The organism is Pseudomonas sp. P5_A2_2 (assembly GCF_054177685.1).
Genome location: NZ_JBGCUL010000254.1, coordinates 1 through 5,691 on the forward strand (window position 1 = coordinate 1; position 5,691 = coordinate 5,691).

Sequence of the window (5,691 nt, forward strand, 5' to 3'; positions counted from 1 at the left end):
GGCCACGATGGGTAACGTGAAGAATCCTTAACCCAAAACCCCCAGCTCCTTGGCCCGCGCCACGGCCTGCGTACGCCGCTCGACCCCGAGTTTGCTGTTGATATGGCTGGCGTGGGTCTTGACCGTGTGCAGTGAGATAAACAGCTGATCGCTGATTTCCTGGTTCGAACAGCCCTGGGCGATCAATCGCAGGACCGCCATTTCCCGCGTGCTGAGCTGTTCCGCGGCCGCGCAGGAATCCAGTCCGGGACGGGCAGCCAATGCCGGCAGTTTTTCACTGAGGCTCAGGGAAACAGGGGTGGGCGGAAAGTTTTGAAGCTGCCCACGCAGCCAGTCCGGGTGCTCGGCCAGCAGGCCCTCAAAGGGTTGCAACACGCCTCCACCAGCGGCGTCCAGCGCCTGAGCCAGTGCCTTACGGGCTTCCGGCTCCCGCCCGCTGCCCAGCAATAACGCCACTTTCTGGGTCAACGCCATGACACTGAGCAGCTGCCGACCGCTTTGCTGGCCATGTTCAAGCAGTGCATTCAAACGCCCTTCGGCCAGCATCGGTTGGCCCTGGATGACGTCGAGCAAGGCTTGTTGCAATTCGATATGCAGCGGCAATTGCGGATGGAATTCCGGTGGTGCCGCCCCGTTTTCGCCGTTATAGGTCTGTCCCAGGCGCGACAGCCAGGCTTCGGCCAGATCGATGCGCCCCTGGGCCAGCCAGAGTTCACATTTGACCAGGGTGATCATGGCCAGGTAGTAGATCGGTGGCACGTCCCAGATGTGCATCAGCCGTTCGGCTTCGGCCAGTTCGGCAAAGGCTTTGGCGAACTCGCCGTTGCTGCCTTCCAGCCTGGCAATCACACAATGGCCGATCAGTACGCTGATGTCACGACAGGCGCGCGCCTCGCTCAAACCGGTCTGCAATCGCAGCCGCGCCGCCTGCGGCTGCATGCGCAGGGCCAGCAGAAAGCCTTCATACAAGGTCAGCCGGGCTCGAACTGCATACAGCCGCTGCGCAGACAAGCTCTGCAGGCGTTGCATCCCCTGACGGACCTCTTCCAGCGCCCGACAGATTTCCCCGCGCGCTTGCAGGACACGGGCTCGGTCGTAGTGCGCCAGCGCTTCGAACAAGGGGTTGCCGACCCGTTGCGCCAGTTCCAGCGATTCGCGGTTCAGCCCCCGCGCCCGCCACAAATCACCGTCGGCAATGGCCAGGTTGGACAGGGTCGAGAGGCACATCAGGCGCTGGCCGTAACGCTTGCACGGAAGACTTTCCAACGCTTCGCGGCAGTACCGCAGCGTCAGTTCGCGGTTGCCGCGCCCACGGGCAATGATGCCACTCAATGCCAACCATTGAGCCAGCATGGACTTCTGGGCGGTGGCCGACGGAGCGGGCAGGAAGCGACTCAAATGGCTGGCCAGTTCCTCGGCGGCATCCAGCTGGCACGCCATCCCCAGCGCCCAGCTATAGAGCACAATCAGTCGCGGCGTGCTGATCAGCAAACTGTCAGGCAAGTCCATTTTCCAGCGCAGCAACATGCCGACATTCTGCTCGGCCAGCAGTTGCTCTTCGGAGAGGTTCTGCACCAGGTTCGCCGCGACGTCCAGGTGACCGGCACGCAAGGCCTGCTCCACGGCCTCATCGAGCAGGCCCTGGGCATTGAACCAGCGGCAGGCACGCAGGTGCAGGCTGGCGGCCGGCACCATCGACTGGGAAGCAGGCCGTGTGCGCAACAGATCGGAAAACAGGTGGTGGTAACGATACCAATGGCCATGCTCGTCCAGTGGCACCAGGAACACCTGGTGGGCAAGCAGGAAGCGCAGGATCTCCCCACTGTCATGGGCGTCGCGAACGGCGTCGCACAGTTCGCTGCAAAAACGTTCCTGGGGTGCCGTGTCGTAGAGGAACGACTGGACCTCGGCAGGCAGGCAATCGATGACTTCTTCGAGCAGATAATCGCGGATCAGCCCTTCCCCGCCGTGCAACGATTGCGGCAGCGCGCCATCGGTGCCTGCCTCCGAGGCGGCCAGCAGCCAGAAGCGCAACCCCGCGACCCAGCCTTCGCTGCGCTGGATCAGGTTTTCCAGTGCCTCACCGCGCAAGGAGCTGCTGTGCCGGTCGAGCAGGCTCAAGGCTTCGTCGTGGGTCAGGCGCAGATCCTGTTCATGCAACTCAAGTAGTTGCCGTGACAGCCGCAGCCGCGCCAGGTGCCAGTCGGGACGTTGGCGACTGGTGACCATCACCAGCAAGCCATCGGGAAGATGATTGAGGAAAAACTGCAGGCAGCGGTCCAGCACCGGCCCCTGGGCCAGATGGTAATCATCCAGCACCAGCAGTAGTGGCGTCGCTGTAGACAAGTGCACGGCCAGTTCGTCAAGCAGGCCGTCCAGCCATTCTTCGAACGCGAACGGCTGATGGCGCTGGCGCATTTTCAACAGCCCGAGCGATTGCCTGCCCAGGTGCGGGAAATAGTCCTGGAGACCTTCCAGCAGTCGTTCGAGAAAACGCCCCGGGTCACTGTCTCGCGGGCTCAAGCCCAGCCAGAGACTTTGCCAGTGCGCCGGCAACCCCTGGCAAAACTCCACCGCCAACGAACTCTTGCCGAACCCTGCAGGTGCGCTGACCAGCAATAACCTGCCGCCGAGCCCGGCACTCAGGCGCTCGCACAAACGTGGACGCAGCACATGGCCGTCGGGCAACGGCGGGCGGAAGAAGCGCCCGTCGAGTGTCGCGACAGCAACGTGTGCAGAACCTGGGGATGTAGACAAATCAGTCATGGCCGGCTCTTGTTTGAATTGCGGGTGGCGGCGTTGCAGATGTCCGCAGACTAGCCGTAAACGGATAGGGAATGAAGGTAGTTGCTACAAATGGCTACAAAAAGTCTACAAACAAAAAAACGCCCCGAACCAGTCGGGGCGTTTTCAGAGGGTGCGGCCTCTACTCAGTTCACCTTAGCGAACACCATCCTGACGCAAGGCGGCCGGGGTGAAGTCGCTGGTGGTTGCCTGGAAGCCGAAGTCATAGGCTGACTTCTCTTCGTTCTTCATGCCCAGCGCCAGGTAACGACCCGATTGCAGGTCATACAGGGCTTCGAGGGCATACCACGGAACTTGCTTGTCGTAGTAGTTCTCGGCATGGGCCTCGGCGACACGCCACAGTTGACCGCGACCGTCGTAGTGATCGATGACCGCGGCTTGCCAGGTGTCTTCGTCAATGTAGAAATCACGCTTGGCGTAGATGTGGCGCTGACCTTCCTTCAGGGTTGCAACCACATGCCACACACGACGCAACTCGTAACGAGCCAGGTCCTGGTTGATGTGACCGGCCTTGATGATGTCGTCGTACTTGAGCGTTGGCGAGTCGAGTTTGTAGCTGTCGGAGGCGATGTACATCTCTTTCTTGCCTTCGAGCTTCCAGTCGTAACGATCCGGTGCACCGTTGAACATGTCCAGGTTATCGGAAGTACGCAGGCCATCGGCAGCCGTACCCGGACCGTCATAGGACACTTGCGGGGCACGACGCACACGACGCTGACCCGCGTTGTAGACCCACGCCGAACGCGGTTCCTTCACCTGGTCGAGGGTTTCGTGCACCAGCAGTACGCCACCGGCCAGACGCGCCGGCGCGGTCACTTTCTGCTTGAAGTAGAACAGGATATTGCCCGGGTTTTTCGGGTCGTAATCCTTCATTTTGTCGCGGAACACGAACTGGTCCTGGAAATACACCATGCTATACGAGCCATTCGGTTGCGGTGTGGCCTGGGTCACCAGACGGGTCACGCTGCCACCACGATAGCGGGTGATGTGGTTCCAGATGACTTCCACGCCGCTTTTCGGAATCGGGAACGGCACGGCCGTTTCGAAGTTCTCCAGACCGTTACCGCCGGACACCAGGTTGGTGTTGGTGGCGTTGCGCTTGATGGCGGCGAACACGTCATCCGGCACGGTGGCACCGCGGTGGGACGGGTACACCGGCATCTTGAAGGTTTCCGGGTAGCGCTTGAACATCGCGTACTGGCCAGGGGCAAGCTTGGCCTTGTACTGGTCGACGTTCTGCGCCGTGATAGTGAACAGCGGTTTTTCACCCGGGTACGGATCGGACAGGAAGCCTTTGCTGTCGACGGTGCCGGCGTTCTTCGGCAGCGGTTTCCAGGCAGGGATCGAACCGTCGGCGTTACCCGCCATTTCGGCGCCCATAGGGGTCAGGCTCTTGCCCAGTTTGTCGGCCTCGGCCTGGGGAACCGCTGCGATGACGCTGGTCGCCAGCAGCGAAAGACCCAGAACACCGGCGTGGAACAGACTCTTTGTTATTTTCATTTATGCGTTCGTCCTGAAAATACTGTGCTTAGAAGTTCACGCCGAGGCTGAGCGCAACGAAGTCGCGGTCATCCACTGTGGTGTACTTGCCGTCGAAGAAGTTGGTGTAAGCCAGGCTCGCGGTGTAGGTGTTCTGGTACTCGGCATCAACACCCAGGCTCACCGCCTTGCGGCCTTCCTCGAAGTTGCCGCCAGGGCCAGGGGAATAACCGCTTACGTCATGGGACCAGGCAACGTTCGGTTTGAGGTTCACACCGGCAAACACGTCGTTGTATTCCCAGATGGCGCGACCGCGGTAGCCCCACGAAGTCGGGGTGGTGAAGCCTTCGTTGGTGCAGTTGCGGCTGAGGTTGTTGGTCGGCGTACCCGGGCCGGCCCCGTTGATGGTGCTGGTGTTGAGCGCCACGCAGGTGTTCTGGCCGCCGGTAGCTGGCAACTCGCCAGGGCCGTAGACCGGGTCACGGCCATAACGGACATCGGAGGAGCTTTCCAGCCCGCCGACGTGGGTCACGCCCACTTCGCCCACCAGGGTCAGACGGCTGGCGCCCATGACCTGATCGAAGAAGTGCGTCAGAGTGGTCTGGAATTGGGTGACTTCCTTGCGGTTATACCCGTGCAAGTCCTGGCCAGGCACACCGTTGAGCAGTGAAGCGTTGCTCAGAGCGCCGCCCAAAGGACGCACACCGGCGAACAGGATGTCGGTGGAGTTGAGCTGCACCGGTGCRTTCGGACGGTAGCTGATCTCACCGCTCCACGCCGTACCGGTAGGCAGGGTGGTGGAGAAGCTCAAGCCATACAGGCGAATGTCCTCGGGGTATTCGATGAAGTATTGCGAATTACCGGCCACCAGCAACGGCGCAAGCCGGGCAAATGGTCCACCGCTCAGCGACGCTGCGGTGTTGTAGACCGACTGCGGCGCACCGGTGGCGCTGAAGATCGGCGCACGACTGTGGTAGTTCATGAAGTAGGCGCCGAACTCGGTGTCCAGCGGATCGAACATGTACTTGAAGGACGCGCCCCACTGGCCGCTGTCACGGGCATCACGATCGGGGCCACGACGCACCAGAACACCCTCTTCGTTGACGTCGACGCCGTTGGCAGCCAAAGGCCCCAAGGCAACGGCCGGAATTTGCGAGCGCTTGTTCAGCACGCGCAGGTTGTTGTCGCAGCCGTCGGCAACGATGTCCGGCTGGGAGAAGAACGTGCCGCAGTTGTCGACGACGGTCTGATCCCATTCAAGTTGATAAAACGCTTCGGCCGAGAGGTTTTCGGTCAGGCTCTGGGACACATAGAACATATTGACCGGGATCAGGCCTTCCTTGATCTCGGCACCCGGACGGCGGAATGCCGACACGTCGATCGGGTTGATCGAGTTGATGCCGCCGC

At 61.3% G+C, this 5,691-nt stretch carries 3 protein-coding genes; all 3 read right to left on the reverse strand.

Features of this window, described 5'->3' with window-relative positions; all coding sequences use genetic code 11:
- Nucleotides 1–27 precede the first annotated feature (27 nt).
- Complete coding sequence (locus ACXRVY_RS15475; protein WP_223461185.1) at nucleotides 28–2,766, reverse strand: LuxR C-terminal-related transcriptional regulator; 2,739 nt, start codon at nucleotides 2,764–2,766, stop codon at nucleotides 28–30.
- A 174-nt stretch (nucleotides 2,767–2,940) separates the two neighbouring features.
- A complete protein-coding gene (locus tag ACXRVY_RS15480; protein ID WP_223461182.1) occupies nucleotides 2,941–4,305 on the reverse strand; it encodes a DUF1329 domain-containing protein in 1,365 nt (454 codons plus the stop codon).
- 28 nt (nucleotides 4,306–4,333) lie between these two features.
- A partial coding sequence (locus ACXRVY_RS15485) for a DUF1302 domain-containing protein (protein ID WP_458237700.1) occupies nucleotides 4,334–5,691 on the reverse strand: 1,358 nt, incomplete at its 5' end.